The organism is Desulfobulbus rhabdoformis (assembly GCF_016919065.1).
Classification (GTDB): domain Bacteria; phylum Desulfobacterota; class Desulfobulbia; order Desulfobulbales; family Desulfobulbaceae; genus Desulfobulbus; species Desulfobulbus rhabdoformis.
Genome location: NZ_JAFFQA010000028.1, coordinates 1 through 26,286 on the forward strand (window position 1 = coordinate 1; position 26,286 = coordinate 26,286).

General features: G+C 53.9%; 28 protein-coding genes, 1 tRNA gene and 1 pseudogene. 3 read left to right on the forward strand and 27 right to left on the reverse strand.

Annotated elements, in window-relative coordinates; genetic code table 11:
* The 26 genes and pseudogenes from JWJ90_RS14630 to tsaA form a co-directional block, all read right to left on the reverse strand.
* Nucleotides 1-397, reverse strand: a pseudogene (locus tag JWJ90_RS14630) (transposase); the annotation flags it as partial.
* A gap of 162 nt (nucleotides 398-559) precedes the next feature.
* Nucleotides 560-1,453 (reverse strand): hypothetical protein, encoded by an 894-nt coding sequence (locus tag JWJ90_RS14635; protein ID WP_205227979.1) that lies wholly within the window; start codon nucleotides 1,451-1,453, stop codon nucleotides 560-562.
* Between the two features lie 12 nt (nucleotides 1,454-1,465).
* On the reverse strand, nucleotides 1,466-2,572 hold the full coding sequence (locus tag JWJ90_RS14640; RefSeq protein WP_205227980.1) for a ParB N-terminal domain-containing protein: 1,107 nt from the start codon (nucleotides 2,570-2,572) through the stop codon (nucleotides 1,466-1,468).
* Nucleotides 2,573-2,831: 259 nt separating this feature from the next.
* Nucleotides 2,832-2,908 (reverse strand) — tRNA-Arg (locus tag JWJ90_RS14645).
* Between the two features lie 93 nt (nucleotides 2,909-3,001).
* Entirely contained in the window at nucleotides 3,002-5,341 is a 2,340-nt protein-coding gene (cysS, locus tag JWJ90_RS14650) for a cysteine--tRNA ligase (RefSeq protein WP_205227981.1), read from the reverse strand.
* 272 nt (nucleotides 5,342-5,613) lie between these two features.
* A complete protein-coding gene (locus JWJ90_RS14655; RefSeq protein ID WP_205227982.1) occupies nucleotides 5,614-6,102 on the reverse strand; it encodes a DciA family protein in 489 nt (162 codons plus the stop codon).
* Between the two features lie 113 nt (nucleotides 6,103-6,215).
* Nucleotides 6,216-7,019 (reverse strand): energy transducer TonB, encoded by an 804-nt coding sequence (locus JWJ90_RS14660; RefSeq protein ID WP_205227983.1) that lies wholly within the window; start codon nucleotides 7,017-7,019, stop codon nucleotides 6,216-6,218.
* Complete coding sequence (locus JWJ90_RS14665; protein WP_205227984.1) at nucleotides 7,016-7,402, reverse strand: ExbD/TolR family protein; 387 nt, start codon at nucleotides 7,400-7,402, stop codon at nucleotides 7,016-7,018. The genes JWJ90_RS14660 and JWJ90_RS14665 overlap by 4 nt, the downstream gene beginning before the upstream one ends.
* On the reverse strand, nucleotides 7,392-7,805 hold the full coding sequence (gene exbB / locus JWJ90_RS14670) for a TonB-system energizer ExbB (RefSeq protein WP_420828920.1): 414 nt from the start codon (nucleotides 7,803-7,805) through the stop codon (nucleotides 7,392-7,394). The genes JWJ90_RS14665 and exbB overlap by 11 nt, the downstream gene beginning before the upstream one ends.
* A gap of 178 nt (nucleotides 7,806-7,983) precedes the next feature.
* Nucleotides 7,984-8,772 (reverse strand): ABC transporter ATP-binding protein, encoded by a 789-nt coding sequence (locus tag JWJ90_RS14675; RefSeq protein ID WP_205227986.1) that lies wholly within the window; start codon nucleotides 8,770-8,772, stop codon nucleotides 7,984-7,986.
* Nucleotides 8,769-9,779 carry a FecCD family ABC transporter permease gene (locus tag JWJ90_RS14680; RefSeq protein ID WP_205227987.1) on the reverse strand — a complete coding sequence of 337 codons (1,011 nt, stop codon included), beginning with the start codon at nucleotides 9,777-9,779 and terminating at the stop codon, nucleotides 8,769-8,771. Before JWJ90_RS14680 ends, JWJ90_RS14675 begins: the two co-directional genes overlap by 4 nt.
* Nucleotides 9,776-10,825, reverse strand: coding sequence for an ABC transporter substrate-binding protein (locus JWJ90_RS14685; RefSeq protein WP_205227988.1), 1,050 nt, complete (start codon nucleotides 10,823-10,825; stop codon nucleotides 9,776-9,778). Before JWJ90_RS14685 ends, JWJ90_RS14680 begins: the two co-directional genes overlap by 4 nt.
* A 9-nt stretch (nucleotides 10,826-10,834) precedes the next feature.
* Nucleotides 10,835-11,407 carry an FmdE family protein gene (locus tag JWJ90_RS14690; RefSeq protein WP_205227989.1) on the reverse strand — a complete coding sequence of 191 codons (573 nt, stop codon included), beginning with the start codon at nucleotides 11,405-11,407 and terminating at the stop codon, nucleotides 10,835-10,837.
* A gap of 58 nt (nucleotides 11,408-11,465) precedes the next feature.
* Entirely contained in the window at nucleotides 11,466-12,353 is an 888-nt protein-coding gene (locus tag JWJ90_RS14695; RefSeq protein ID WP_205227990.1) for a DUF364 domain-containing protein, read from the reverse strand.
* Nucleotides 12,350-12,970 carry a class I SAM-dependent methyltransferase gene (locus JWJ90_RS14700; protein ID WP_205227991.1) on the reverse strand — a complete coding sequence of 207 codons (621 nt, stop codon included), beginning with the start codon at nucleotides 12,968-12,970 and terminating at the stop codon, nucleotides 12,350-12,352. Before JWJ90_RS14700 ends, JWJ90_RS14695 begins: the two co-directional genes overlap by 4 nt.
* A gap of 18 nt (nucleotides 12,971-12,988) precedes the next feature.
* A complete protein-coding gene (locus JWJ90_RS14705; RefSeq protein WP_205227992.1) occupies nucleotides 12,989-15,031 on the reverse strand; it encodes a TonB-dependent receptor plug domain-containing protein in 2,043 nt (680 codons plus the stop codon).
* A gap of 55 nt (nucleotides 15,032-15,086) precedes the next feature.
* Nucleotides 15,087-17,174, reverse strand: coding sequence for a TonB-dependent receptor domain-containing protein (locus JWJ90_RS14710; protein ID WP_205227993.1), 2,088 nt, complete (start codon nucleotides 17,172-17,174; stop codon nucleotides 15,087-15,089).
* Nucleotides 17,175-17,209: 35 nt separating this feature from the next.
* A complete protein-coding gene (locus JWJ90_RS14715; protein ID WP_205227994.1) occupies nucleotides 17,210-17,884 on the reverse strand; it encodes a class I SAM-dependent methyltransferase in 675 nt (224 codons plus the stop codon).
* Nucleotides 17,881-18,717 (reverse strand): class I SAM-dependent methyltransferase, encoded by an 837-nt coding sequence (locus tag JWJ90_RS14720; RefSeq protein ID WP_205227995.1) that lies wholly within the window; start codon nucleotides 18,715-18,717, stop codon nucleotides 17,881-17,883. Before JWJ90_RS14720 ends, JWJ90_RS14715 begins: the two co-directional genes overlap by 4 nt.
* A complete protein-coding gene (locus JWJ90_RS14725) occupies nucleotides 18,714-19,343 on the reverse strand; it encodes an FmdE family protein (protein ID WP_205227996.1) in 630 nt (209 codons plus the stop codon). The genes JWJ90_RS14720 and JWJ90_RS14725 overlap by 4 nt, the downstream gene beginning before the upstream one ends.
* A 178-nt stretch (nucleotides 19,344-19,521) precedes the next feature.
* Complete coding sequence (locus JWJ90_RS14730) at nucleotides 19,522-20,004, reverse strand: molybdopterin-binding protein (protein WP_205227997.1); 483 nt, start codon at nucleotides 20,002-20,004, stop codon at nucleotides 19,522-19,524.
* Nucleotides 20,005-20,101: 97 nt separating this feature from the next.
* Nucleotides 20,102-20,791 carry a molybdate ABC transporter permease subunit gene (locus JWJ90_RS14735; RefSeq protein ID WP_205227998.1) on the reverse strand — a complete coding sequence of 230 codons (690 nt, stop codon included), beginning with the start codon at nucleotides 20,789-20,791 and terminating at the stop codon, nucleotides 20,102-20,104.
* A gap of 2 nt (nucleotides 20,792-20,793) precedes the next feature.
* Complete coding sequence (gene modA / locus JWJ90_RS14740) at nucleotides 20,794-21,525, reverse strand: molybdate ABC transporter substrate-binding protein (protein ID WP_205227999.1); 732 nt, start codon at nucleotides 21,523-21,525, stop codon at nucleotides 20,794-20,796.
* A gap of 31 nt (nucleotides 21,526-21,556) precedes the next feature.
* On the reverse strand, nucleotides 21,557-22,276 hold the full coding sequence (locus tag JWJ90_RS14745) for an ATP-binding cassette domain-containing protein (RefSeq protein WP_205228000.1): 720 nt from the start codon (nucleotides 22,274-22,276) through the stop codon (nucleotides 21,557-21,559).
* Entirely contained in the window at nucleotides 22,276-22,974 is a 699-nt protein-coding gene (locus tag JWJ90_RS14750; RefSeq protein ID WP_205228001.1) for an alpha/beta fold hydrolase, read from the reverse strand. Before JWJ90_RS14750 ends, JWJ90_RS14745 begins: the two co-directional genes overlap by 1 nt.
* 25 nt (nucleotides 22,975-22,999) lie before the next feature.
* Nucleotides 23,000-23,485 (reverse strand): tRNA (N6-threonylcarbamoyladenosine(37)-N6)-methyltransferase TrmO, encoded by a 486-nt coding sequence (tsaA, locus tag JWJ90_RS14755; RefSeq protein WP_205228002.1) that lies wholly within the window; start codon nucleotides 23,483-23,485, stop codon nucleotides 23,000-23,002.
* Between the two features lie 336 nt (nucleotides 23,486-23,821).
* On the opposite strand from tsaA, the gene JWJ90_RS14760 reads away from it, so the two are divergent.
* Entirely contained in the window at nucleotides 23,822-24,028 is a 207-nt protein-coding gene (locus JWJ90_RS14760) for a TOBE domain-containing protein (RefSeq protein ID WP_205228003.1), read from the forward strand.
* A gap of 142 nt (nucleotides 24,029-24,170) precedes the next feature.
* Here JWJ90_RS14760 and JWJ90_RS14765 read toward each other — a convergent pair whose 3' ends face one another.
* Nucleotides 24,171-24,515 (reverse strand): winged helix-turn-helix domain-containing protein, encoded by a 345-nt coding sequence (locus JWJ90_RS14765; RefSeq protein WP_205228004.1) that lies wholly within the window; start codon nucleotides 24,513-24,515, stop codon nucleotides 24,171-24,173.
* A gap of 269 nt (nucleotides 24,516-24,784) precedes the next feature.
* Between JWJ90_RS14765 and JWJ90_RS14770 the strand changes: the two genes are divergently transcribed.
* A complete protein-coding gene (locus tag JWJ90_RS14770) occupies nucleotides 24,785-24,961 on the forward strand; it encodes a hypothetical protein (RefSeq protein ID WP_205228005.1) in 177 nt (58 codons plus the stop codon).
* Nucleotides 24,962-25,213: 252 nt separating this feature from the next.
* Nucleotides 25,214-25,930 (forward strand): sulfite exporter TauE/SafE family protein, encoded by a 717-nt coding sequence (locus JWJ90_RS14775; protein WP_205228006.1) that lies wholly within the window; start codon nucleotides 25,214-25,216, stop codon nucleotides 25,928-25,930.
* The last annotated feature ends 356 nt before the right edge of the window (nucleotides 25,931-26,286 follow it).

Below are 26,286 nucleotides of genomic sequence, written 5' to 3' on the forward strand. Positions count from 1 at the left end.
TCGGCATGACCTTACCTCGTTGCAGTTGATGAAAAATAGTGCGGAACGGTCGCCGAAGTAAGGTCGGAACAATCTCATCCAGAATAGTCCGCATTTGGGTATCACTGGGGATAACTCGTACCCCAAATACACCATGCAGGCTCTCGGGTTGCTCAAGTCGTCTCCCATCGAACGATAACAGCGAAGGGTCTTTTAGCGAAAACATGGCAAAGCCGCTCATTAAAGCGTCCTCCAGCGGGATCGAGGCATTGGCAGCCCGGTGGTCAGGCACCTTTTGTAGATCCTCGCGGATATGGGCGAATAAGGCATCGGCATTGAGGTGAGAACGCATCTTGATTTTGCCCAGAGTCTGAGTTGCTTTGCGGTTACGGTCTATGAAATTTTTGAGGGTCGACATAGGCTCATCCTTGTAAATAGTTGATATCACAAGAAAAAAGCGTTTCGACCCCTCGCCAGATGTCAAGAGATTTTTTCGATTATTCCGATTTTTTTTATGATGTAAAATTAGTTAGTTACATCGACCCATTTATTTGAATGTCCCCAAAAATTTGCGAAAAGCTTATCTTGGGCCTACGCATTTACTGGGCTTCCGGATAAAGCGGGAACTGCTGGCATCTCTATAGCATTGAGGTGTAATCATCATTGCAACAGGAATGATGTTTCGAATTTTGTTTGTCCATGTTCTTGGATGGACCTCATGTTGCTTAGCAATCATTTCTTTCTCATCTGCAGTACATCCAGCTTGGGCAAGAATAAGTGGAAAGTGCGCTGCGTAGTCGTCGAAAGGATACCAGGCCGCAACGTCTAGTCCATCATCCCCAGAATCCTGGTCGGGATAGGTATCTTCAGTGATATTGTAATCGTTAATGCAAGTCCCCATATCATTGGCAAATGCGCAAAGTTTTTCATATTTTCTCATGCCAGTGTAGCATTTGTATGCATCATGACTAGCTGTACCGAAAAGAGCTACAGTGGCTTTAGAGGGGATTAATTCTTCAACAGCATGATATGCGATTCTTTCAAACCCCTTTGTTAAGTTGCTTCTATCCGATCTGGTATGAAACGAAAGGTTGGCAGATCGGAGAAGATATACGTACAGGCGGTGAGCTTCTGTAAATTCTTTTCGGGATAAGACGAGAGTTTCAAGGTCCATAGTGAATGGATAATTTTCCCTAAGCAGATCCTCTCTAAGCTGGAAGTGTTTAGCCAGATCTTCGAGTTTAGTACCAACTGCATCTTCATGCTCAGAACGATCCATTAGGGGATCTGTCTCCTCGTCATCGCAAGCAAAGCTTGTAGCCAGGCCAGTTTCAAATCCCCAAGCTTCACGCAAAATTTCTCCAAGAGGAGCTTCTCCGTCATCATCCATTAAGCAGGCCAGCTCGACGAAATCTGCCCATTGATAAAGAGCGTGTTTCTTGATTTTGCTGGAATCTAATTCAACTGAAATCATATACAGAGGTGCCTAAAAAGGGGTTTCTTCTTTTTCACCATGGATGCGGTCTTTTAGGACTACCCCCATATCACGGGCCATTTTATAAATATCACGTAGCGTTTCGAGATCACTTTCGTTCGGCGCTTGCATTCTTTTAATTTGGCTTTGTGCTACCTCAAGTTTTTCATATGCCCCTACAATAAATTTTCGAAAAGCCTCATCGGCCTCGTCGGTCAATTCGGAAGCATATTCAAGAGAATGCCCTTCTTTAAAAGATCGAAGTGCTTCTTTATTAGCAACAACCTTTGCTAGTTTAGGTAATTCACGTGACTCTCGAACCTTGGTGGTACCTTCTGGGTCACGTTGAAAAAGCCACGTGCAAAGATCTTTCAGCCTATCTTGGTTTAAAGAATTGAGGTGCCAATCGGAAACGTCATCTAATTCTAGGAAATCAACAATTTGGTTATATGATAATGCAGTCCCTAAAACCGAGAATTTAATATCATCTGCTGTTAGACGGTCCAGTCCCCAAAAACCAGCCTCGCTTACTGCTTCAACAAGGTGAAGAGTGGTAAGGGTCTTTTTTGCATAATAAGGCTTAGTGGCCACTACTTGGGATATCGTTCTGAAAGCCTCTTCCTCTTCCATCCCTGAAGAGATATAGTGATCGTATAACTGTCTGAGATATTTTGCTTTTTCCTCTGCTCCCCAAGATTTTACACCCGTTATGTGACGGTAACCCAAATAAGTCAGTATATCCTGCCGGCCTTCGTATATTAAGACAGGAATGGAATCTTCAATTATTGCTGCTTGATCCGCTGTTTCACGGACAAGCTTTTTTCGTGAAGAAGCCTTCTCGGGATCGTTAAGCAACTTAACCGCCGCTAGTCTACGGTTACCTTCAATGACCTCATATTCTCCCTCTTTACCATCAACAGGAATTGCAAGAACGGCCTCCGCCGAGGAATAACCAGTAGCCCCAATTGATGCCATAAGGGCAATAATATCCCCCTTATTAAGCATCCAGCTGAGAACTTCCTCTTCATTTCCCCGGTTCATATCCTCAGGAAGACGGGGATTGAAACTGTCAAAATGCAAGTTCTTTATTTCTATGGTTTTCCTTATAGGTGCTGCCATGTGGTTTTACCTTATTTTAGTCTCAGAAAAATGGACATTGAATTTATGCTCATCTGGACAATACAAAAAATGTTGTAACCATTCAATAATATGAGTTGCATTTATTACCCCATTACTTTTGACGGCCGTAGGGATCGGTAGCAAAATAGTTGGATCAACAAAATGAGGGGACCGCGATGTTTTCAGGCTTTAACTTCACAATAGCTTCACAAAATAAAAAAAGCCACTTAGCGAAAACTTGCTAAGTGGCTGTATTTACTGGCACGCCAGGCAGGATTCGAACCTGCGACCTACGGCTTAGAAGGCCGGTGCTCTATCCAGCTGAGCTACTGGCGCATGCGTCTGTATATTTTTGAGAACAACAAACATACCGGGTCGCAGGGAGAATGGCAACCCCTTAAAAGAGGAATTTTGCAGAAAAATTGCTGTTTACAGTCCTGAATCTCCTTCCTGTTCGCTGATGCGCTCCCAGACCGGGCCTGCGGCGGTGTCATGGATGGAGAGTCCGTGGCGGAGCAGCTCCTCGCGGACCGAATCGGCTGCGGTCCAGTCCTTGACCTGGCGGGCCCGCTCCCGCTGGCGGATCAAGCGGTCAATCTCAGGCGTCAATGGGCAGTACTCAAGCCGAAGCACACCCAGCACGGTGTTGACCATGCCCAGGACTTCAAGCACATCGTTTTTCTGGTCCCGATCAAGCTGCCGTTCCTGGACCACGGGATTGGTCTTTTTAATAAAGTTGAACAGGGCGCCAATGGCACCGGAGATGTTCAGATCATCGTTCATGGCCTCGGTGAACCGATGCTCCAGCTCCGAGACATAGGTGGCCACCTCGGGATGGGGCAGGCCAACGGGCAGGCAGAGCAGCTTGCGGATGAACTCGTCGATGCGTTTGAGCGCGGTGCGGGCGGCCTCCAGCCGTTTGAAGGAGAACAGGAGCGGCTTGCGGTAGTGCACGCCCATGAGCATGAAGCGCACCTCGCGGCCGGTGAAACCTTTATCCAATACCTCCTGGAGGGTCACGATGTTGTCGGCGTCGCCGGACATCTTGCGGCCATCGCGCAGCAACTGGCCGGAGTGGAGCCAGTAGTTGGCCAGCTGTTTGCCGGTGAGCGCCTCGGCGATGGCGATCTCATTTTCGTGGTGGGGGAACAGCAGGTCCTGACTGGCGGTGTGAATGTCAATGGTCTCGCCCAGGTACTTGGTGGACATGGCCGAACACTCGATATGCCAGCCGGGGCGGATGTTGCCCCAGTCAGTCTCGAAAAAGAGGCCCTTTTTCAACTCCGCCAGGGTGGAGCGCTTGAGCAGGGTAAAGTCGCGGGGGTTGTCTTTTTCGTAGTTGTCCAGGTCCACGGTCTGGCCGATCTTGATCTTACTCAGATCAATGCCCGAGAGGCGACCATACTTTTTGAACTTGGAGATATCAAAGTAGATGGAGCCCAGCTTTTCGTAGGCGTAGCCCTTATGGATCAGGTCGTGGACGATCTCGATCATATCGCCCACATGTTCAGAAGCCAGAGGGTAGCCCACCGCCTTTTGCACCTGGAGAGTCTCAATAGCGTCTTTGAACTGGCCGATAAACTTGGCGGTAAAGGCAGCCAGCTCTTCCCCGGCCTCAATGGAGCCCTGAATGGTGTTGTCATCCAGGTCGGTGAAGTTCATGTAGAGCTCCACCGGATAGCCGAGATGCCCCAGATACCGGTTGATCAGATCGGCAACCAGAAAACGGCGGCAATGGGCCAGGTTCGGGGCTTCCGCCGCAGTCGGCCCACAGGCATAGAGGGTCACCCGTTTTTCGTTGAGCGGACGGAAGACCTCTTTTTTGCGGGTCATGGTGTTGAAGAGCTTAAGCTGGGAAGTGGTCTCCTCAGCCTGGTCACGCTTTTTAAACAGCGGGGTGCTGAGGTAGCGCTCGCCACCATCGGGCAGGATCACCACCACGCAGCCTTCGCCAATCTCCTTGGCCCGCTCCATGGCGGCGTGCATGGCCGCACCACTGCTCATGCCGGCAAAGATGCCTTCTTCCGCCGCCAGCTGCCGGACGGTGCTGAAGGCGTCTTCATCTTTGATGCCGACGATGGCATGGGGCATGGTTTTGTCAAAGATGCCGGGCTTGTAGGACTCCTTCATGTTCTTGAGCCCTTGAATCTTGTGGCCGGGGGAAGGCTCCACCGCAATCACCCGCACCTCGGGATGATTATCGCGAAACCATTTGGCAATGCCCATGGCCGTTCCCGAGGTTCCCAGGGTACAGACGATATCGGTGACCTTGCCCTCGGTCTGTTCCCAGATCTCCGGGGCCGTTGATGTATAATGGGCCTGCCAGTTGGCGGGATTGTTAAACTGATCGGCGAGAAAGTAGCGTTCGGGATGCTCACGCGCCAGGGCATAGGCCTTTTCAATGGCGCCATCTGTGGCCCGTTTGGCCGGGGTGAGAATGATTTCCGCGCCATAGGCCCCCATGATCAGGCGCCGTTCGATGGAGGCGGATTCCGGCATAATCAACTGGCAACGGAGACGTTTGGCCGCGCAGACCATGGCCATGCCGATACCGGTGTTACCGCTGGTGGCTTCCAGGACGATTTTATCCGGGGTGAGTTCTCCGCTTTTTTCTCCGGCCTCGATCATGGACAGGGCAACCCGATCCTTGATGGAACCGCCAGGGTTGCGCGATTCAAGCTTGCCCAGCAACTGGACTTTTTCCGGAACAGGATTGAGCCGGTTCAGCTCGACCAAGGGGGTATTGCCTATCAATTCAACGAGTTTCATGCTGTGTACGAAGGGTGAAATGAATCAAGATGGCTTTGAACTCTATAGAAAATTTGCAGGTACGCTTTCACCAGAGACCGCAGAGTGCAGTCCGAATGGTCGTTTTTCCTGTCATCTGCTGAAAACGCCGATCGAGAGAGCCCAAAACCAACAGGAGCAACCGCCACCTTAGCCGATTTGCCTGCAAAGCGCAAAAAAACAGGCTTCCCCAAGATATTTTTTGAAAACCTATTCGGGGGGCACCAGGGGCGAATGCATTCGCTGGGAAAAAATCAGGGGGATTCGTCGTCGCTGTGGGCGGCAAAAAGGTGCCAGAGTCGCTGCAGCGCTTCTCGACACTCTTCATTGGCAATGCAGCCGGTCATCTGCTGAAAATTCTCTTCACTTTTCGGGTCGACCGCATGGGCAGCGGGGACGCTCCGCTCGGGAACGGTCGGCAGTTTGGGTTGGAGTTGCCAGCGGATATCGGTGATCGGGTCATCTTCCAGGGCCTTGTTGATCCGGGTCATGAGATCGAGCTTGATATACTGCAGGTGGTGCATCCATGCGGAATCCTGCACATAAATCCAGAGCGTGTTTTGCCGAAAAAACGCAGGCATGGTCAGGCGTCCTACCTCTCGGCCTACAATGGTGGCCCAGCGCCGCTCGAGATGAAAGAGACGCCACTGCTTTTTCCACTCTTTTTTGGAATAGACAGAGGGGAGCAGATCCGCCATCGTCGCAGGGTCTTTTTTTGCAAATTCGTCTCGATCGTCGATCATGGGATGGTGCCTGAAGGAGGGGAGGTGCGGAACATACATTGGTGCAAAGAATGACCAGTACCCTACTGCAGGCAAGCGTCCTGGGCAAGAGATTCATGCGGGAGCAAGAAATTTTAGGAGCGGAGGTGAAAGACAATGGGAAGCATCAATTGGGCCCTGACCGGCGGTTTGGAAAAAGGGGCAATGCGGCGAATGGTAGCCACCACCGCCCGATCGAGGATGGCATGACCGGAGCTTGTGACCACATTGATCGCTTCCACATGGCCATCGGTTTTGAGGACAAAGGAGACCACAATCTTGCCACTGAGCCCCAGCTTGCGGGCCGTGCTGGGAAAACGGAGGTTGTTGAGTATTTTTTTGCGGACAGCGTTGAAGTCATAACGGCTTGGGCTGCCCTTACCGTGATTGCCCCCTCTGAAACCTGCCTGGGCGGAGGCGAGGGGGCCTGGAGAGGAACTAGGGGCAGCCTGCGCTGACCCGGTGGTGGGAGGAGCAGAACTGGGGATAGTTGTTGCGGCTGGTGATGCATTTTGTTGGACAGGAGCCGGGGCAGCGGTGGTTTGGGCCAGAGGTGCCGGTTTGAATTTTCGTTTTTTTGCTGAAGCTTTCGCTGGAGCCTTTCGGGGAGGTTTGGGGGCAATGTGAACGGTTTGGGGCAGCGGTTGTTGCGCTGGCTTTGTTGGGGAATGGATCGCCTGCGGCTTGAGTGGTGTCGTGGGTGTGGACAGGGGGGCAGCCACAGGCGATCCAAGAGGGGTGTCCGCCTCTCCGGCCATGGCCTCGGAGACGGACAGGGATAAATCAATGACCAGGGGTGGTGTCGTGGTCAGCAAGTTTTGCTGGGCCGCAAGCACAATTGCAGCCAGACCGCAATGGAGCAGGAGCGAGAGGGCCAGGGCGCGATGTTGGGTTGTCATGGTTGTTGTTCGGTTTGCAGGCTGAGGTGAGAAAAACCCAGATTTTTGATCGCGGCAAAGACATCGACAAAGCCCTGGAGTGCAATCGATTTATCCGCGCGAACCAGCACCGGAGTCTCCCGGTTAGCTGCCGCCAGCTCTGTGGACAACTCTTCCAGACTCACCTGGGTGCCCTCCAGCCAGATGTGTTCTTCGCGATCAATCACCACAGATTTCGGATGGAGGGGGCTGGGCTTATTTTCGCTTGATGCCTTGGGCAGCTCCACCTGAATCCCGCCGGTGGCGATAAAGGTTGAGGTGGTGAGCACAATGGTCAGCAGAACCAGCATCACATCCACCAGAGGGATGACGTTGAGGTAATCAAAGCTCTTTTCAGTGTCCATGGCGGATATCCCACTGGAGAAGGAGCACCTTGCAGCGTCGCAAAAGCAGGTTGTAGAGGGTGACCGCCGGGATAGCCACCAAAAGCCCCAGAGCGGTGGCTTTAAGTGCCAGGGCCAGGCCGGTCATGATCTGGGTGGTGTCAAAACCACTGGTGCCGATATCATAAAAGGTTAGCATGATGCCGGTGACTGTGCCCAACAGGCCGATATAGGGGGCGTTGGAACCGATGGTAGCGATGAGATGCAGCTTTTGGGTGAGGTGCAGCTCTAAAGAGCGACGATCACTGTAGTCCTCCACCCGAGTTTTGCCATAGGTAAGAAAACGGTCCAGGGCCAGGGCCAGAGCGAGGACGCTGAGTGCGACCAGCAGCCCCAGGACGCCGTAGTCAAGAATTTGATGCAGATGTTCCATACTTCTTCTCACATGGGAACCTATCAGGGCTCCCCCTGAAAATTCGGATAATTATCAAAACGGTAATGATTGCGGGGGCTGGAGATGCTCGGCATCGGCCTGTGCAGCATACACCTGTAGGTAAACAGGCCGATAACACCGCAGCTTCGCTCTCCCCTGATCGCTTACCTCACATGGCCCAGGCCGGTACACAGACACGCCCCTGACTGTTTGCACCGGGAATGGCCGCCACATTGACTTCAATGCGGTACAATTCGCGCAGGCTGTCCCGGGTAATCACAGTGTGCGGCTGACCGTCGTCGACAATCATGCCATGATTAAACAAAATGACCCGGTCTGCGGTCATGAGGGCATGGTCAGGAAAGTGGGTGGTCATGATAAAAGTGAACCCCTCCCCGGCCAGTTGGTTGATGTCGGCCAAAAGGCGCATCTGATTGCCGTAGTCAAGGCCATTGACCGGTTCATCCATGATGAAAACCTCCGCCCCCTGCGCAATGGAGCGGGCAATCATGGTGAGCTGGCGTTCGCCCCCGCTGATTTCGGTGTAGGCTCGGTCTTTAAGCCCTAAGATATCCAGCCGTTCCATGGCCGCCTCGGCGACCTCCCGGTCGTCTCTGGAATAGGTGGAGAAGAGGCCGTGATAGGGCATTCGGCCCATGAGCACCACATCTTCCACCCTGTAGGCGAAGGCCTCGCGGTGAACCTGGGGTACATAGGCGATCCGTTTGGCAAGCTCACTGCGGCTGTAGGCGGCGAGGGGCCTGCCTTCAAAAAGAACCTCTCCGCTTTCTGGCTTGAGCAGGCCCAGCAGGGCCTTGAGCAAAGTGGTTTTGCCGCTGCCGTTGGGGCCGAGCAGCGAGACGACCTCTCCGGTGTTGAACTGCAGATTGACTCCTGCAAAGATGCTGCGGTCGCCGTAAGAAAAGGAAAGGTTCCGGGCTGCAAGTAGATGTGTCATTTCCACCCCCGTTGCGCGTTTTTAAGGACAAGAACAAAGAAAGGAATGCCGATGAGCGAGGTGACAATCCCGGTGGGGATCTCAAAAGAAAAGGCCAGGCGCGAAACATTGTCCACCGCCAAAAGGTAGAGGGCACCGGTGAGCGCAGCTGCAGGCAGGAGCAGGCGGTTATCCGGGCCGACCAGCATGCGGCAGATATGGGGAATAATCAACCCCACCCAGCCGATGATCCCGCCAATCACCACCGTGAGGGCGCTGATCAGGGTGGCGAGGAAAATCACTGTCAGCCGAACCCTGTCCACACGGATGCCCAGAGCTCTGGCCTCCTCCTCCCCCATGCTCATCACATTAAGCCGCTCTCCGTTGACGATGAGAATACCGATCCCGGCAAGCATGGGCAGACCAATGACTGCGATGGTCTGCCCATCCACCGCCGCGAGGTTGCCCATGAGCCAGTAGACAATGGCGGGCAGCTGGTTGGCCGGGTCGGCCGTGTATTTGATGATGGAAAGCGACGCGGTGAAAAAGGCACCGCTGATAATACCGCCCAGCACCAACATGATGATCGAGCTCGCCTGGAAGATGCGGGCAATGACCACGGCCAGGCCCACCGCACAAAATCCGAAAAACAGGGTGGAGCACTGGACCACCAGCCAGCTCTGGGAGCAGATCATGCCCAGGGCGGCGCCAAAGGAGGCTCCGGCCAGCACCCCCAAGAGGCCAGGGGAGACCAGCGGATTAATAAAAAGGGCCTGAAAGGCGGTGCCGGAGACCGAGAGGGTCGAACCGATCAGCAGGGCCGCCAGGATGCGCGGCAGACGGATATCAAGGAGGATATTGGTGAGCAGACTCTGCTGCTGGGCGCTCAATCCACCATGGCCGGAGATTTTCCAAACCAAAAAGGAGTAGATATCCGTAAGCGGCAGCTGGTATTTGCCCAAAGCAAGGGAGAGAAAGACCGCCAGCAGCAGAAGCAGGGCCAACAGGGTCAGGAAGAGATGTTTCATGGGTGGAGAACTTCCTTTGCCTGGGCCGGGGTCAGGTGAACACCAAGAAAAAGTGAATAAAATTCCTGGGTTTTCGCAATCATGTCCAGCGGGTATTGTTCCGGATGTAGCAGGTTGAGGAGCCACTTGATGCCCAGGACCCGCATGAAGGAGGGCGGTCGGTCGAACCAGTTGAAGGGCTCAAAGGGGATAAGGAAGACTTTTTTTTCTTTGACCGCGCGCAGGTTCTGCCAGCGGGGATCACGGAAAATGTGGGCAAAAAAGCTGGGCTCCTTCACTAGAATAACTTCGGGATCATAGAGCAGGAGCTGCTCCATGGAGATCTTCTCCATGCCGTAATGATCGAGCGTTTTTCCCTGATGGACATTGACGCCACCGGCCAGAGGAATGAGCTCCGCATGGAATGAACGGGAGCGTTCGGTGCTCAGGCCGTCGGTGCCTTCAGCGTAGTAAACGCGTACCCTGTTGTTCTCGTCAATGGAGGCCGCAATCTCTTTGGCCTGATCGATCGCCTCTTGGGCATAGTCAGCAAGACGCTGCCCCCGTTTCTTGCGGCCCAGCAGTTCACCGCTGAAGGCCAGGGCTGCAGGATAGTCTTCAATGGTCTGCATGTTGATCTGCACCAGGGGAAAGGGCAGCTTGGCCATGGAGGCGAGAAACTTGTTGTTGGTGGCATCATCGCGCCAGCTCCAGTGAACGATCAGATCCGGCTGCACCTTGAAGAGCATCTCCCGGTTTAATGTTCTGCCCTGGCCGGCCAGGCCACCGATCACCGGTAGTTTGCGATAGCCGGGTACTGTGTATTTTTTTTCGCTGGACCAGAGCGGAAAGTTGAGCCCGGCCAGGAGGCTCGGATCAATGGCGTAGACGAGGTAGGTTGCCGGAGGCGACACGGCCACCACCTTGGTAATCGTCTCAGGGAGAGTTATCCTGCGTCCGGCCATATCGGTAATTTCGCGGGCCTGTAAGGAGGGCAGCGCAAGCAGTAGAACCAGCGCCAGTCCCAGCAGGGGAGGGCGGGCGAAAGTGAAAAAACAAGACGGCATGGGATCCTCTTAGTGGAGTATTCGGTAGTAATCGACAGCCCCGGCACAGGGGGGGCAGAGAGCCTGCTCACCTACAGAGATCTCCCTGCCATCCATGATGATTTCCCCGCAGCGTGCACAGGGAACACGGGAGAGCGGCTTCCCCGGCATATCTTCAGGACGGAGAGAGACTTCAACCTCGTTGATGGTGAAAAGCTCGGTTTCAGGGATGGTGGCAAAATCGGGTTCTTTGCCACTGCCATCATCACCAGCCTTGATTCCCTTGGTGACCACGCGAAATGCCCTGTTGGTTTCGATGTTGATAAAGGTGGCGGCCATCTTGCCGTAGTCCCGAATCTTCATTGAACGCTTGCCCGGGCGGCAGCCTGTAAGCGCCATGATGGCATCTGTGGTGCATCGATCGATCTCGACAAAGACGATCAGTTTTTTTCGATCCGCCCCCTTGGGGTCGGTAATGCCAAGACAGCGCAGCCCGGCCATGGTCATCCGGGTGCCGATGCGGATGCCTGTGCAGATATCGCCGTGAAATTTTCCGGCCTGTTCGACCAGCCGTTCATAGGTGTCAAAGTAGGGTGTGTCCATTGTTACTTATCCTTATGCCTGCGTCTGTGAGATCTATGCTCATCAATACAGGGGGTTGTTAACAGGCCTGCACCAGGCCCAGCTGCTGCAGACGGAGAAGGTTGGGCAGATTTATTTTGCGCACGCAGCCGTCAAAGAGGCGGTAGCCGCCCCCGCCCTCGGCCAGCAGATCCAGAGCTCGGTCGATGTCGGTGATCATGGAGGTACCCACCATGGCCACTTTGCGGGCAAAAAGCGGATCCGGCACAAAGCCGGCGCTGGGACCGACAACCGCAATCGCCGTGTCCGAGGGCGTGAGTGCCAACAGCTCGCTGATCGAGCCGTTGGCCACTGTTGCCCCGGTGAAGATGGCAGTCTGGCAGTTCTTGAGAGCTACAGCCGTCTGTTCGGGGGGGACAAAGGTGCCGTACCCAGCCTGGGCCTCTTCCTCTGTCTCTTTTTTGCGATCAATGATGGTTACTTCGGCTGGCTGCAAATCTTTGAGCCGTCTGAGCAGGGGGATGATCGCCCCCACCATACAGACCCGGCGGCCCCGAAAGAGCGTATCCATGGTGGAGAGATCATCTCCGCCATCCAGGCTGTAACAGCCATGCGCAAACAGCGGGACCGAGAGCGCATTTAAGGTGGCCAGACGGATCACGCCGGAAAAAGGATGGACCAGCTCACCGGCCAGAATGGAGGAAACCTGCATTCCTCGAACCGTGGGGGAGCCTCCGCGAAGAATACGGCGGCCAGCGTTCTTGACCGCCTCGGGCGGGGTGTAGGCAACGCCCCCCTCGCCAGTTGAGAGTTTGAGGCCAACAAAGAAGACGCCCACGACCAACCGTTCAATGGTGATGGTTTGCAGATGAGGGCCGTGGGCTCTTTGCAGTACCTTTGTTGCCTCGGCAAGGATGGGGGCGACCTGATTGAGCTCATTGATGGAATCGGGTTGTCGGGCGGTCATTGTATCTCCTTGCGAAAGCGAATCCAGAGTCCTTCGTCGTTGCGAGTCACTAAAAACGGATGGATACCGGCACGGGTAAGGCCTTCTTGATACTGTTGGTCACTGTGGTGGGGGGGACGTTGTTTTTCCTGCCAGTCGGGATAGGTTTGCCGCCGCAGTCTTTTCATTGCCTCCCGTGTGTTCGGATCCCCCAGTCCCCCACCGATATAGGCCTGTCCACCGGGACGGAGAACCCGATAAATCTCTGTAAAGGCCGTGGGGAGATCCTCCCAGAAGGGGAGGGATCCTCGACTGATCACCAGGTCCATGGACTGATCCTCCAAAGGAATCTGCTGGACAGAACCATGGACAATTTTTGCTCTGGTGGCGCAGTGAAAATGGGCAATGTTTTCTTGGGCACAGGCCAGCATTTCGCCAGATTGATCGCAAAAAACAAAATCAAGTGCGGTGATCTGGGCCAGGGCCAGTCCCAGGTAGCCGCCCCCACAGCCGATATCAAGACAATGGCCTGTGGTGATGGAGGTTTCTTCGACGATACGCCGGGCATAGTAGGAGTAAATAGGTGCATGTACGCCCAGGGCCACCTCGTTGTAGAGCGGAATGTTTTCGGGGTGCATAGAGAAGTTTTCCTGGAGTTAGAATCTGTAGCGTGCGGTCATGAGATAATTCCGCCCCTCTTCGGGGTAGCCATCTGAAAGCGCATAGTTTTTATCCAACAGATTTCGACCGGTGAGTGACAGATCCCAGTTATCAGTAAGCTGGTAGCCGATTTTCAAATTGACCAGGGTGTAGTCGCCCGTTTGCACATAGCCGCTGCTGCCGTCTGCGGGCGTGGACCAGCGTTGGTCTGCATATTCAATGGAGGGAATAATTTGGAGATCCTCCATGGGCGTCCATTTACCGTAGAGAAATATTTTGTGCCGGGGCGTGCCGGTGAGATGGTCATTGGGATCTTCGGGATTGTCGATCTTGGCATCGATGTAGGTGTAGTTGCCGCCAAGCTCCAATTCATCGGTCAACAGGGTAGAGAACGCCAGCTCGACACCTTTGAAGGTTGCCTCTCCCACGTTTTGGTACTGGGTGTACCAGCTGCCGCCATACTCCACGGCAACGGATTGCATGGCATCATCGACGGTGTTGTGAAAGAGGTTGATCTCGTAATGGAGGGTGGAGAAGAGCATGTCGGAGATGCCCACCTCCAGGTTGAGGGCACGCTCCGGATCAAGTCCCGGATTGGAGAGCGCGCCGCCAAAGCGTGAGCTGAAACGTTCAAACATGGTGGGAAAACGGGTGCGATCGGAAAGACTGAAATGTGCCTTGCCCTGATCCCGGTAACGGTAGACCAGCGCACCCTGGTAGTTGGTGGCGGAGCTGTCCTTGGTGGGCTGGTTGAATAGGCTATCGCGGTATTCCTCGGCTGTGATGGTGTGCCGTTGATCCTGAGAGATCCCCAGGATGAGATCGAGCTTGGGGGTGAGGTGGATCGTGTCCTCAAGGGCAAGAGAATAGATTTCTTCCTCGGTGTCCTGCTTGGGTTCGGTAAAACCGGAGGAGTAGGTTGTCTGCCACTCGGTATGGTTGTCGCGGCGATAATGGAGCGCACCTTTGAGGGTCTGATGGGAGAAGGCGGTGGTGCCCAGTTCCAGAGAGGCTCCGTAGGCGTTGTCATCGTAGTAACTCTTCCACTTGGGCGTGGTCAGGTCGAGATCGATATAGGCGACCAGGTCGTTGCTGAACTCATTATAATAGAGTTTGGTGTTGAGATAGGTCGTGGCCGTCAGCTGGGTGTGGCCCAGATAGTAGATGCTGGTGACGTCCCAGGTGGGCCAGTCCCAGAGGCTGACGGTCGAGGTGCCGGTGACCGCACCAATGCCGTGCTTTTCACCGGCCTGGTGCATGAAGTTCAACGAATATTCATCGGTGGCGTTGGGAGTAAAGCCGACCTTGAGATTGGTGCGCCAGTCCTCTTTGTCGGTGTGGTCCCGGTCACCGCCATCCTCGGCCAGGGTGGAGTCATAGTCGTCGGAGAGCCGCCAGTGATCGACATCCCGCTGTTCCAGGCTGGCCTGGTAGTAGAATTTCTCATAACGACCGCCGACGTTACCGTAGACGGTGTTGCCACTGTACTTGCCGTCATTGCCAAGCGAGATGGTGTCGCGAAATTCCCCCTCAAACTCCTTCACCGGTTTGCGGGTGACCAGGTTGATGGTGCCGCCCATACCGTCGGGGCCGTTGAGCACGGAAACATAGCCCTTGGAGATCTGAACTTCCGAGAGGTCGGGGGTGAGAAAGCGGTCAAAATCGATGCGGTTATCCGCTGGCAGGTAGAGGCGAATGCCGTCCATGGTGAGCGGCACCTGCCAGCGGCTGAAGCCGCGCAGGGAGAGGGTGGATTCGTTGCGGTTGCCACTGCCGCTGGTCATGGAAACACCGGGAACCAGATTGAGGGCTTCGGGCAGACTGTCGCGGTTGAAATCGTAGAGTTCTTCCTTGTCCAGGCTATCATAGCCAATGGGATTGTTGCCCTCTTCAACATCGGTCACCGTGATCTGACCCAGGGTAAAGACGTTGTTGAAGGATTCATCATTTTGCGGGGTTTCGGCGGAAACAATTCCATACATTGCCAGCAGGCTACAGGCGCTTAGCGAGAGTGTCTTTCTATTGAATATGTGCTGCATAGTTGTGCTCAGAGTCTTTGTTAAATCAATTTGTTAATCCAAGGAGTGGCACTTATCAGAATGCCCAGGCCAACTCTAACCCCACAGTCCGTCCCCGATCCGGGTAGTAGCCGGTGACATAGCGGGTGGAATAGTGCTCGTCGCCCAGGTTGCGGCCAAAGAGGGTGGCCGTGAGCAGAGTGTCGCCGAGGAGAAAGTCGCGTTGGATATTGGCATCGATTCGGGTGTAGTCACCGATGCCGTCCACGTTGTAGGTCCCTTTGGGGCTGGAGGTTTGGGTCCACTGATCAACCTGTTTGATGGAGAGATTGAACCGGTAGGGCTGCCAGGTGTGCGAGAGGGTGAGGCCAAACATGTTTTCCGGGGTGGAAAGGCCGATGGCATCGCTGGTGATTCCATTTGAGGTGGTTTCGGCATCCAGCATGCGGGTCCAGCTGAAGCTGTAGCTGGTGTTTTCAAAGAGTTGCCCCTTGATCATCAACTCCAGGCCCCGTCTCCGTTCATCGGATTGGGTATAGTAATAGTAGGTTTCGCCATCGACCTCGTAGGTGCTGGTGCTGGCGGTCTTGGCATTTTCGGTATCAATATCGAAATAGGTAAGCGTTGGGCGAAACCAGGAGACAAGGTTTGCCTCCAGTGCCAGCTCGATGCGTTCCTGACGTTCGGCCTCCAAATCGTCGCCCAGTGAGCGCAGGGCAAAGTCATCGGAGGTCCCCTGGTCACCGTAATAGTAGCGGCCATTGAGCGTGAACATGTCGTTGAGCTGGTAGCGAGCGCCCAGGGCGTAGATTTTTGCCGGCGCCATGTCGACGTTGTTGTTGGCGCCGTCGCTTGCGGCTGATTTGCTTGAATAATCGATATGTTTTTGATCCTGGCGATAGCCGGCATCGAGCACGAGCCGCTCGTTGAAGAGCTTTTGTTCCACCGAAAGAGACCAGCCGTTGATGGTGGTATCGTAGCGGTTATAGGCACTGCTGAGGTTGGGGCCGAATCCCTGAGAGTTGAACATCTGCCAACCGGCCTGAAGGAGGGTGTTGCCAAAACGGGCGTTGTGGCGCAGGCCAAAACCCGAGGTCTCTTCACTGAATTCGCGCAGCGTGGCCGTGCTGCTCCCAAAGGTCCCATCATGCTCGGTCTGTTCGTATTCCACCTTAAAGATATTGAAGAGGGTGGTCTGGTTGGGAGTCCACTGCAGGGCCATGTCACTGGTGTAGAGCTCGGTCTCAAGCGGGTCGTACCACCATTTCTGCGCCATCAGGCTGCCATCGGTACTCACCCCGCGTTGCATCTCCATGGTGCCCGAGTCTTTGTAGGCCATCATGTTGAGGTTGAATTTGCCGTAGGTAAACCCGGCACTGGCCATGCCGCCGGTATTGGAGCGACCATCAAACCAACTGTCCTGGCTGGGACGATCCATATTGGCCAAAAGCCCGGCAATGTACCCCTGAAGCGGGCGGGCGGGACTTTCTCCATCCGCCTCACCGAACCGGGTGCCCACATAGAGACTTTCGCTGGATTCTATGGGGTGGCCGCCTGCTGCCTTTTCTGCAGATACGGTGAGGACCCCTTCGGTCTTCTTGGGTTGCTTGGTGCGAATGATGACAAAGCCGGTGTTGAGCCCAGAGCCGGAATTTGATGCGCCAATCGGGATTGATGGGCCCAGCGTCAGGGCCGTGGCGCCCCGGACCACCTGCATCTCTTCGATGGCTGCCACTGGAAATTTGTAGAGGATCCGGTTTGCCGATGAGGGAAGCACGGCACCATCGATGATATAGGTAAAGGTGCCACCTCCCCGTTCTTCGACGATGTAGGGGCTGCGTCGACCCTGGTAGATCAGATTCACTCCGGCCGCCTTCTCCAAAAGATCAAAGACGTTGTTTGGTTTGAGTGCTCTAATATCCTCCTTGGTGAAAACTTCGGTACCAAAGCGTGCGCTGGCCTCAACCCGGTAAAGGTTGGTGGGGCTGTCGGCTTTGAGATCCTCCCGTTGCTGCTCACTGTTGTCTTCTATGACGATAGCTTCAAGCTGGCGCGGTGGCGCGGTGGCTGCCGCATCGTTGGCCAGGGCCGGTGAGGTGGCGGCAAGGATGAGTGTCGTGGCCAACTGACTGGCCAGGACGGTTGTCGGGTACTGCAGGTCCATATTTCCTTCCTTTTTGTTGCTGAGGGGCGGGGCAATCACTGGGCCCCTATACATCCAGTTTCTTTATTTACGGCGGGTGTTGCGGGCTGTTCCATCATGATCCAGAGCCCGATGTCCTCGTCATGGAGGATGGAGTAGTTGCTGATACCGGCTTGGTGCAGATTCTTTTCAAAACGATTACGCATTTCCGCGCCAAGATTGGTTCGCATTTTCTGGCCAAACTGATCCTTTCCTTGATTGCGCTCGGCCATTTGCAGACGGATTGATTGTTTGAGCAGCGCGTTGCCAAATCCTCCGCCGATAAAGGTCTTGCCCCCAGGAGCCAGCACGCGCTTGATTTCCCGAAAGGCCTGGGGGAGATCTTCCCAGAAAAAGATCGATCCCCGGCTGATGACAAGATCTACGGAGCCGTCCGGCAAGGCGATGGAGCCTGTGTCGCCCGGCAGCAGTCCGGCCCGGCCCCGCAATCCGTTTTCATCGATGGTGCGTGCACAAAGTTTGAGCATTTCAGGGGATTGATCCAAAAAAACCATGTCCAGTTTCGTCTTGCGGGCGACGGCCGCCCCGAGGTAGCCGGAACCGCAGCCCAGATCCAGGCAGGTTCCTCGGGTGATGCCGGTATGGAAAATGATCTGTTCGGCAATCACCGGGTAGACTGGGGCAAAGACGGTGCGGGCGATGGCGTCAAACTGTTTGGCATTGATCTTCATTGTTCCTTGTTCCAGTAAATCACTGCCCAGCGCACAGTGTGTTTATAGGCAAGGGTCCAGCCACCCCTGGTTTTACAGAGATGTTTCTCGAAGTAACGGCGCAGATTGTGTTCTTCGTCCGGGGTGAGGGTGCCAAGCATCCAGTTGAATTGTTCAAAAGCGTCGTCAATATCGTGAAAAACCTTGTTGCCGCCCCCATTGAAAACAAAGCGAATCTCGGCGTGAATGCCCATCTGATGGAGCAGGTTATAGACGAAGATGTAATCTGGCCCTCGGTTGAGGCTGCGTCCGATGGCGTCAAAAATGCGGCGGTCAAAGGGCCCGTCTCCAACCAGTGAAGCGATGTAGACGCGATGGCGCGCTCTGCTGTCGAGTTTCGTGAGCGCGGTCCGCAGGTCTTCGACCACCAGAGAGCGTGAGGCAATCGCGACGTCGTGCTGGTCGATGCCAGCCAGGGACCAGTCGTCCTCCCAGCTGGTGACCCGGGTGTGAATGTTGGCAATGCCATGTTCGATACAGTGGGCATTGAGCAGCGCGATCATATTTTCTGAGAAATCAATCGCGGTCACCCGCTGCACCAAAGGCGCAATGGGGATGGCTAAGGTTCCGGCCCCGCAACCGACATCAAGAACGCTCCAGTGGGGTTGGGGGGTGAGCAGGCGGATAAAGTGATCGGCATAGTTGCTTTTGCGCGCATTTTGGGCAAAGGAAGCCGCTCGTTTGTTCCAGTGTTCGCTGTCGTGGCGGTCGTGACTGCGCTTTTTCAGCGCCTCCTGCCAGGCGATGTTCCAGTCAAGAAGAGGCATGGGATTCACCACAAAAGAAGACATCATTGCCCTACCGCCTGGGGTAAGTGCGCACAATCGGGATGTTCGATGGTGTAGTAGGCATTACCGGTGGCGCAGGGACGGCAGAACGGGTGGCCGTAACGGTCGATGTCGCGAGCATCGAGCACGTACTCGCCGCAGAGTGCGCATTGCACCTTGCGTGTCGGACGCCCGGGCATGTCTTCACATTTGATGGGGACCCGCACCGCAAGATAATCAAACATATCGTGCTCCTCCATCTCCTGGTAAGCGCGCATTTCAGCCTCTTGTTCAGGCAGTGTCGGGTAGAGAGCAAAAGCCTTTTTTTGGGCATCCGGGTGGGAGAAGATGCGGAAGGCGACCCCCGTTTCCAGGTTGACAAAGGTGGCCGCCAGCTTGCCGTAATCGATAATTTTCATGCTGCGGCGGCCCACGCGGGAGCCGGTGACCGTCATGATCGCGTCGGCAGCGCAGCGACCAATTTCAACAAAGACAATGAGTTTTTTTCGATCAGCTCCCAGGGGATCGCTGATGCCGACCAGGTCCAGGCCGAACATGGCCAGACGGACACCAATGATCTGCCCCAGGCACAAGTGGCCGTGAAAGGCGACTGCAGCTTTCAGATGCTGTTTGAATTCGAGATGGTTCAACATGGTGTTCTCCGCTGTATAATTCCTTAAATATGCTGGGCTTTAGCTTCTTTATTCTGAAAACGAATAACGACGAGCAAGCGAAAATTGAGTTCCATAAAAAACGTTAGTTAAAAAAAGAATAACGGTGGGCGAATGATTAACCTGAGGTTAACGTATCTCTGAGAACCGGTTCCGGGGCTTACTCGACCATAATGATTTCTATGGTTTTGAGACGGTGCACATAACGCGGTCCGCTTAAGTGATCATTGGCGGAGATCAGGTCAACCTCACCGTTTCCCCCGTGCAAGGGCTCACCTTCGCGCTCAAAAATAACAAGTATGCCTTCACCGTTTGCGGAGTTGAAAATTTCCTGCCAGGCAAAGACGGTTTTGTAGCCATCATCAGAGGCGGCAACCACATACATCTTTTTGGTGTCATTGTGGGCCGTGACGATGACCTCAGTCTGGTTGATCAGATCCGCAAGGAGAACGCCACGCAGGTTGCCGATGTTGCCTTTGGGCTCGCCGCTGCCGCAGATGAGGGGCAGGCTGCCGGTATCCAGACAGTCCATGGATTTGAGCTGTTCCAGGGGAAAGGTCATGGGGGCGGCTACGCGACCGGTAATGGTCAACGGGGCAACGGTGGAGGATTCAGGGGAGGTGGCTGGGATTGTCTGCTTCATGGGGGTACCTGTTGTTCTTCTGATTTGTACTCTACTTCTATCGATAATTTTTTAGGGTTCGAATCAACTCGATCCCGATCCTGCTGGAGCGTAGTTTTTATTGGCGTGACAGATACCGCGTCAGCAGAATCAGCCCCAAGGAGAGTAGCCCTAAAAGCAGGACCAGGACAAAGGCTCGTTGGTATTCGCCGGTAAACACTGCATTATAGACTTCAAGCGAAATGGTGTTGGTTCGGCCGCTGATATTCCCGCCAAGCATCAGGGTGACCCCGACTTCACCCAGGGAGCGGGCAAAGGCCAGGGAAAGCCCAATGGCAATACTGGTTTTCAGTGAAGGCAGGATCACGCGGAAGAAAATGCTCAGCGGTGATTTACCCAGCACCAGCGCCGTTTCGACCAGTCGGGTTGTTTCTCGACGCACGGCAGCCTGCACCTGTTTCACGATCAAGGGTAAACCGGCAATGCAGGCAGCCAGCACCACACCCCAGAAACTGAATATAATTTCCAGCCCCAGGGATTCTTTGAGCCAGATGCCGATGGCACTGCGTCGTCCCAAGGCTAAAAGCAGCAAAAAACCAGTGGCGATGGGGGGGAAGACCAGGGGCAGGGTGACGAAGAAGTCAAGGAGCGGGAGCCAGCGCCCCTTGCCGCTTCCCAGCACATAGCCCAGGCCGACGCCACCCACCGCCAACAGGGGCATGGCAACAAGCGCGACCTTGCCGCTTAAGGCGATACATTCCCGTGTGGCAGGTTCACGCAGTACTTCGAGTATCCAGGCTCCACTCATGGTTAGAGTCCGTGTTTCTGGGCCAGCTTGCGCGCCTCAGGCGACTGAAGAAAGGCAATAAATGCCTCGGATGCCTCGGTATGAGGGCTTGCTGCTAAGCGTTTGGCCAGAATGATGATGGGCGAGTAAAGGGACTCATCCACAGGGATCAGCTTGCCTACCTTGGAGGCCATGGCCATGGCCTCGGTCAGGTTGATAAAGCCGACATCCACCTCACCACTGAGAAGATAGGTGCTGACCTGGGGGACAGTGCCTACAATCAGCAGCTTTGTTTGCAGCGGTTGCCAAAGACCTGCGTTGTTCAGGTATTCGTTGGCCGCAAATCCATAGATAGCCTTGTGGGGATCGGGCATGGCAACGCGGGTGATGGTATCGTTTGTCAGTTCACTGAGTGTATCCAGTGTGCATCCCTTGGCCACTGCGGCCACCAGTTTTCCCTTGCCGATACTGTAATCGCCGGAAAAGTGCAGGTCAGCCTTGCCCAGGTGCCGTTCATCACCCAGGAGAAAGTCAAAGGCGCCACTCTCCTGAGCCTGGGGAATAATCTGGCCCATGTTGCCAAAAACCTGCTGCACCGGGTAACCCGTTTGCGCAGTGAAGGCGGCAGAGAGGTCGTGGACCAGTCGTTTATAGCCGGCCCCCGAGGCAATGGTGAGTCCTTCCCTGGCCCAGGTAGGGGCCGCCTGAGCCAGGATAAGGAAAAATGCTGTCAGTGTTCGAGTGAGAAGGAGCATGGAGCCTCCTGAATAAAGTGCATTGATATGGTTATGCCGCAAGAGTCTGTGCATCCTGGTCGACATGCTTGAGATCCTGCAGCAACAGTTCGCGTTGCCGGGTCAGCCAGTGGGGATCTTCCTGCCCCTGTCTGAGCGCGATCACCTGGGCTCCACTTGCCAGGGCCTCGGTGAGATCATGGGTGACCTGAATAATAGTCAGCCCTAAACGGTGCTGTTCGCGGTTGAGTAACTCACGCAGCAGACTGCGGTTTTCAATATCCAGGGCTGAAAAGGGCTCATCCAGCAACAACAACCGGGGGCGACGGGCAAGGGTTTGGCACAATGCGGCCCGTTGCCGTTCCCCGCCTGAGATTTGGTGGGGCCGTTTTTTTGCGAGATGGTCAATCCCCATGGCCGCCAAATGTGCTTTGGCATCCTCTTTGTCCGGCAAAACAAAGCCGATGTTTTCTTCCAGGCTCATGTGGGGAAAAAGTGCGTAATCCTGGGCAAGAAAGCCGATGTTGCGGTGGCGGGTGCGCATCTGATACTTCGAGCGGCTCTCGTTCCAACACTGGCCGTTAAAGAAGATCCAGCCCTGGTCGATGGATTCAAGTCCTGCCAGGCAGCGCAGCACCGTCGTTTTCCCCGAGCCGGATGGACCAATCAGCATCAGGGTGCTGCCCGCCGGGACATTAAGGTCCATGCGCAGCTCGGTGTGATCAAGTTGCTTATTGATACGGGCACTCAGCCCACCCTGGATGGCGTTCATTAGCGTGGCAGTTGGGCAAGCAATAACGAGGATAACTCCCGCGGGCAGGTGATCATGGGGCAATGGCCGGTGTTGAGTTTGCTCACCGTCCAACTGAATTGCTCTGCTTTGCTTGCCATGGCCTGAATAAAGGGGCTCACCGTTTCAGTACAGGTGATAAAGGAGGTCGGCACCTTGTGCGGATCAAACTCCTCGGGGAAGACTGTGGTAAAGCAGGCTCGGCTAAAGGGGCGCAGCCGTGCCTGAAACCAGGACACGGTTGTCTCGGGAATACCGAAGACCATTGGGGGCCAGGGCTGAATCAACCCGTCTGGCAAATGATGCTTTTCAAGCATTTGGGCAAACTGCTCTCCGGCCACCTGCACGAACGATTGATTGGTCTGGGGGATGACGGCGTCGACAAAGATGGCCTGGCGAATGCGATCCGGACAGCGCATCATCAGGGCGCCGCAGATGAGGCCGGAGAAGGAGTGCCCCACCAGCGTGATATCACGGAGATCTTCCAGCTCGAGGTAGGTCTGCATGTCCTGAATAAGGCGGGTAAGATCCACCTTGCCAGAGTCTGCGTCGGCGAGAAAACCACAGCCCGAGAGGGTGGGCGTATGGACTGCATGCCCCTGGCTCTGCAAATAGGGAGTGAGTTTCTGCCAGACCCAACCACCTTGGAAGGCGCCGTGGACGAATACAAAAGTTGCCATAATTTTCCTCTTGTTGCTCAGATTGTTATGCGGCGAAACGATTATCGCTGAGGTGATGGGTGGCATTTTGGGATTTGCCTTCAAACCAGCCAAAACGATCGGCATCGCAACGATCAAAATCGGCCACATAGGGTTTGATGTCGATCACCGGTGTTTGGTCAAGCACATCGACACAGCCCAGGGTGATCGAGCTCTCCCCCACCTCTTTAAGGCGCATCACCGACAGGCCAATGGGATTGGGACGTTTAGGAGAGCGGGTTGCAAAAATGCCGTGGTCCTTGGTGTCGAGAAAGGGTTTGACCGTCAGGTCAAAGCCCACGATCTCATGGAGATGATAGAGGACGTAGACGTGGGAAAAGCCTTCAAGATCCCGCAACCCTTCACGAAATGCGGGGAGGACATCAATGCGGCCTTCAATATTTTCGGCACCAATTGGCTGGATAGGCATTCCCTTTATATCGTGGAAAGGAGTATTGAAATATCCAATGGGGGTGTATGCGATGTTCATCATGCTAACCTACTTTTATTCCTTGGTTAATGAGAATATTTGTCCGCTCGATATGCGTGTAGAGATACGATTTATACAAAAGAGTTTTTCAATCACTGCTTTTAAAAAGATAATTTTTATTTTCCTGGGCCGAGACGAGGGGAAAAGTCGCTGGAGTTTTGAGGGCTTAGATTATTTTTATTGTTAATAACGCTGCCACTGTGTGATATAACTACTCGTTATTATGGTAAAAAATAACTTTTTACTCCTTGACTCCCTGATTCCACATGGGCATAGTGTGGCCTCAATCGCGGCTTACAAACAGTGCCGCTGTAAAATTTTTGCTCGAAGGAGGTCATTATGGCACTGAGCGCACGTAATTTGTTGAAAGGAAAAGTTAAAGAAGTAACAAAAGGCATGGTCATGGCAGAGGTGACAATTGAGGTCGCGCCCGGAGTAGACGTTGTCTCCGCAATCACCACCAGCTCTGTTGAACGTCTGGGACTGGCTACCGGCAAGGAAGTCGAAGTTGTTATTAAAGCGACCAGTGTCATGCTGAATGCCTAAGTTGAAATGACTTATCCAATCCGGTCTTACAGATAAAAGACCCGATTTTTACGTCGTTTGTACCGGAAGTGGTCTCTTCGTTGTTTGTTTATAAAAATAACGGGAAGGCCACTTCCCCCTTTCGCCGTTTCTTTTTTCCCTTTCAATAGTGCCGGGCCCTTTCCTGAATGATGGAAAACCAGGCCGGCTCAAATTTCCGCCAGTATTGCTTGACGGTCACCATCCCTTTCTCGGTCAACGCAACGTGGTCCGGAAAAGGAGCATTGTGTGGAAAGCACACCAGCGGTTCTGAAAAGGATTCATTCATTTCCTGTATAAGATCAAGAGCATGTTCCTGATCTATCTTGGAAACTCTGGCCGCTTTCGTCAGCGATCCCAATGCCTCAATTTCGTTGAGCAACACCGCCTTACGATACCCAAGGGTGACCCCTTTTTCCATTTCGATGATGACACAACAGTCGGGTGGAGTCATGCAGGCTTTTTTCATAACCATTTCTCCCAAAGCTCGCTATTCTTTTTTTGAATAACGGTGAATTTGTTGAACCGTTAAGCGATGCTGTCAAGCAGGGGCAGGCAATCTGGCAATGCTTGACCTGCGCCTCTTTTTCTAGAGCGTTCCCGTTATTCTTTTTTGAATAACGTTGTTGCCTCTATCTAAGCAAACAAGAAGCCAGAAAATAATTATTTAAATAATATGATAAAAATTAATATGTTATCTTGTGTTTCTTGAGCCAGGGCTCGATGTGGAGAGCAGACATGAAAGGTATTTCTAGTCAGGTTTGCTACAAAAATGAATTTTTTTTGACAGGGATGTACGACCCTCCTTCACTCAAAAAAGAGAAGCAAGGGACTGGAGGCGGGCGATATGGTGATATCGCAGCTTTTGGTTGCACCTCTGACCGTCGAGATGTTGTAGGTGCCCAGAACCAATGACAGTGTATGCGCTTTAAAGGGTATAATTTCATCGAAGCAACAGATTGTTAGCTGGAGAAGCGCTGCTTGCCGAGCATCATCGGTACTCATCGGGGCTTCAGCAGCAGGGGGTGGGGTATTCTGCTCTGCCAATTTCGTTGAGTCTTTGTCCTTTTGAACTATACTGGAGAACCTGCGCGCATCCCTCTGTTCGTTGACGACTCGCCGTCACGGATTCAGGACCTGATTATTTAAGCCCCCTGGAGTTTTCCCATGAGTATCGCCCTTGCAGCCTGCAGTATCATTTTCCTCTCTGGCGTTGTGCAAGGGCTGACCGGGTTTGGCAGTGCACTGGTTGCCATTCCTCTCTTGAGCCTGATCATGGATGTAAAGCAGGCGATTCCCCTGGCTATCCTTAATGCCCTCATTATCACGACCACCCTCACCTACGCCCTGCGGCATCTGGTTGACTGGCGCAAGATCCTCCCTCTCTTGATTGGCTCAGTTCCTGGTGTTTTGCTCGGAGCAACCCTGCTGAAACACGCCGATCCAGAAATGATCAGCCGATTGTTGGGGATTCTCCTGATCGCGATCAGCTTTCTCCACCTCTTTTTTCGCCCCAAACCAATCAATCCTTCCTGTCTCTGGGGAGGGATCGCGGGTTTTTTTTCCGGCGCCATCAACTCCACAGTGGGGGCTGGTGGGCCCCCGGCCATTATCTATGCCACCCTGCAGAGCTGGAGCAAGGATGAGATTCGAGCCACACTCACAGGATTTTTTGTCTGTAATGGCTATGTCACGGCCTTGGTTCACGCAGGGCACGGTATCATTAACCAAGCGGTTGTACGTTTATTTTTTATTTCCTGCGGTTGCGTCTTACTGGGTACTTTGGCCGGTTCCCTTCTCAGTAAAAAAATTCACCGGGCAACCTATCTGCGTCTGGTCTATGTGCTGCTGACTGTCCTGGGCGTCATGCTCCTTGTTCGTTAGCCGTGAGCGGCTCAGGGAATCTCTAACCGCCCTGCAACCTCCCCATCTCTGCCCCCCCTTCGCTTTTTTTCTCCTGCGGGAAAGGTGATGCGCAGCTGCGTTCACAGTCTCTCAAAATGAAAGAGAACCAGACGCAGACTTGTATTCTGCGTGGCTCCTGCCCCAAAAAAAATAGGGATTTCATCTCGAATTGTGCGGGGTATGGTTTTTACCGTCCTGTATTTACACGAAAAAACAGTGAGAACCGAAAGCGGAACATATTTCGCTAGTGCCCTTGTAGTGCCTTTGGGGGCCGCTATAATACGAATACCCATTAATGTGGGACGAAGAGTAGTTGTGCAGGAGCATTTACAGAG